Annotated in this window: 2 protein-coding genes; one reads left to right on the top strand and one right to left on the bottom strand. The window is 41.9% G+C overall.

The genetic code is table 11. The annotated features are described in order from the left end of the window. Nucleotides 1–82 precede the first annotated feature (82 nt). Nucleotides 83–1,318, bottom strand: coding sequence for an aminopeptidase (locus tag H626_RS0110220; protein WP_027109275.1), 1,236 nt, complete (start codon nt 1,316–1,318; stop codon nt 83–85). Between the two features lie 650 nt (nt 1,319–1,968). On the opposite strand from H626_RS0110220, the gene H626_RS0110215 reads away from it, so the two are divergent. Next, nucleotides 1,969–2,547 (top strand): TetR/AcrR family transcriptional regulator, encoded by a 579-nt coding sequence (locus tag H626_RS0110215; RefSeq protein WP_027109274.1) that lies wholly within the window; start codon nt 1,969–1,971, stop codon nt 2,545–2,547. Nucleotides 2,548–2,702: the final 155 nt, after the last annotated feature.

Raw genomic sequence — 2,702 nt, 5'->3', positions numbered from 1 at the left:
ACCCCATTGCGCAGTGTGCTCATTCAGGGCTGAGGATCCTATTTTTACAGGAAACAGAACGGCTTCAAAAACTTTTCTGTTTTTATGCCCAAGTTCCTTTGCGGAATACGGGTACGCGTGTGCCGTCTTTGCGGATTCCGTCGATATCCATTTCAGCGGATCCGATCATGAAGTCTACGTGGACGTTTGAGCGGTTTAAGCCAGCTTCTTTCAACTCGTCCTCGCTCATTTCTGTACCACCTTGCAAGTTGAATGCGTAAGCTGAACCCAACGCTAAGTGGTTGGATGCATTTTCGTCAAACAACGTATTGTAGAAAGTGATCCCAGACATTGAAATCGGCGATTCATTCGGAACCAAAGCAGCTTCTCCCAAACGTGCTGCTCCTTCATCGGTTTCGATCAGTTTCTTCAGTACATCTTCGCCTTCTTCAGCTGTGACACTGACCACTTTACCGTCTTTGAAAGTGAATTCCATACCTGAGATCGTTACCCCAGCATAGCTCAACGGTTTCGTGCTCACAACTGTACCATCGACACGGTTTGCGTCAGGCGCTGTAAAGACTTCTTCCGTAGGCATATTGGCCATGAAACGTTCGCCGCGTGCGTTCAAGCTGCCCGCACCTTCCCAGAGATGGCCTTCTGGCAAGCCGACTGTCAAATCTGTTCCCGGAGCAGAATAATGCAAGGCAACGAACTGTTCCTTGTTCAATTCTTCCGCTTTCGTATTTAACAACCCATCTTTTTTCTTCCATGTTTCCACAGGATCCTCGTCGAACAAGTGGACCGCACAGAAAATTTGAGTCCATAATGCTTCCATCTGTTCTTCTTCGGTCAAATCAGGCCATATTTTGGCAGCCCATTTCTTGCCCGCAGCTGCGGCGACTAACCAACTGACCTTGTTTGACTGCGTAGCTTTGCGTTGTTCATGCAGAGCCTTGCCGACTGCGGACTGGTATGCTGCAACTTTATTACTGTCGACTCCTTTTAGGGAATCCGGATCAGCAGAACGGACACTCAAACGACTGGCACCTTTTTCGATATGGGCTAGTGATTCGTCTACTTTGTATTGCGGAATGTCAGTCAAGATATCTTGAGGAGCGTGAATGAATGTCTCGCGACTGACTTCATCGTCCGTCCATTTCACGATCACTTCTTTTGCACCTAATTTATAGGCTTCTTTGACCAACAAGCGCGCTAATTGTGCTTGTTCCACATCTACAGAAAGCACGACCGTATGTCCTTTTTGCACATTGATGCCGGATTTTACTAATAAATGAGCATATTTTTGAAGCAATGCATCAAAATTTTCTAAAACCATTCTTCATCCTCCTACGTGTGTAATGAAATTTTTCTAACTCAATCTTAATCTTATCACAATGTACAAATCAGGACAATGAAAGCGAAAGCAATAAAAAAATAAAATGTACCAAAAAAGGATCGCCAGCTACAAAGGGAGTCGCGGCGGTCTTTCAATAAAGAGTAGAGGACATCGTTACTTGGCGAATCTAAGGGTAGGAGGATTCTACCAGACTAGTCTTATAGAAGAAAAAAAGCTGCGTATCGCACAAATCGGTTATCTTTCCCAGGTGCTAAAATAAGATTTCAGGAATAGTTTGTGCTAGACTTAAAAGGTAGAAAAAAATAGAAAAGACTAGTCAATTGAAAAGTCACAAATTGGAAAATGGTTCACTCGAGCAGTGAGAGGACTTGAAAACCGCTTAGATACACTCTTTCCGGCTATCCATTTTCCAAAAACAAGCGTTATAGATTGTAACGATTTGAACTAATATAGAGAATTTTATGGTATACTTATTGAACTGATGCAAATTTATTATTGAAATAATAAAAAAAGGTGTTAAAATAGATTAAGTATTAGACTGAGTTTATAGATGAGGCGGTTACATTCAATTTCTATGTATACCAATTTGGTTCTTTAGGAGAAATTTTCTTATTAAGGGGGAAAAGACCGTGGCTAGAAAAAAAACCATTATGAAAGCAACGATTTTAGATTCGGCTTACGAAGTTGTCCGAACAGAAGGCTTTCGTGGGTTTACAGCCCGAAATATTGCTACTCGCTTAAATTGTTCAACACAACCGATTTATTTAGAATTTAAAAATATGGACGACTTAAAAAACGGTATATATGAAAAAGTTTATAATTACTTAACTGATGAAGTTTATACGGCAGTTCATACAGGCAATAAAGTAGTGGACACATGTTTAAATTACATACAGTTTGCGAAAAAAGAACCCGTGTTTTTCACCGCTCTATTTATTGAGATGGAGCTTGATTCGTACTTATTGTACCAGATATCCTATCAGGAAATGGTAGAAGCTATGAACAACAGTGAACGAACCAATCAATTGACTGCAAAAGAGAAAAAGGCATTATTCGAAGAAATCTGGCCGATCGTGCATGGAACAGCCTCACTTGAAGCACAAGGCTTGATGAACTCCGATCACGAATCACTCGTTGATACATTGCATCACTTTATGGACAACGCCGTCGACTACAGCCAATACCGGAAACGCCGCCTAGGTAACTAAAAAAGAGTGCGACAACAGGCGTTCAGAGCCGGATCACTTCTCGTATACTTGATAGATAGTCGTAGACTATCGAAGAGTAGGCGTGAAGTGGACGTCGGGTCTGCCTTTTGGAACACGTTTAAAAAGAGTGCGACAACAGGCGTTCAGAGCCGGAT

Source organism: Lacticigenium naphthae DSM 19658, from assembly GCF_000425865.1.
Classification (GTDB): Bacteria; Bacillota; Bacilli; order Lactobacillales; family Carnobacteriaceae_A; genus Lacticigenium; species Lacticigenium naphthae.
Note: the sequence above shows the minus strand (reverse complement) of the source record. Positions and strands in the feature narration are given on the sequence as shown.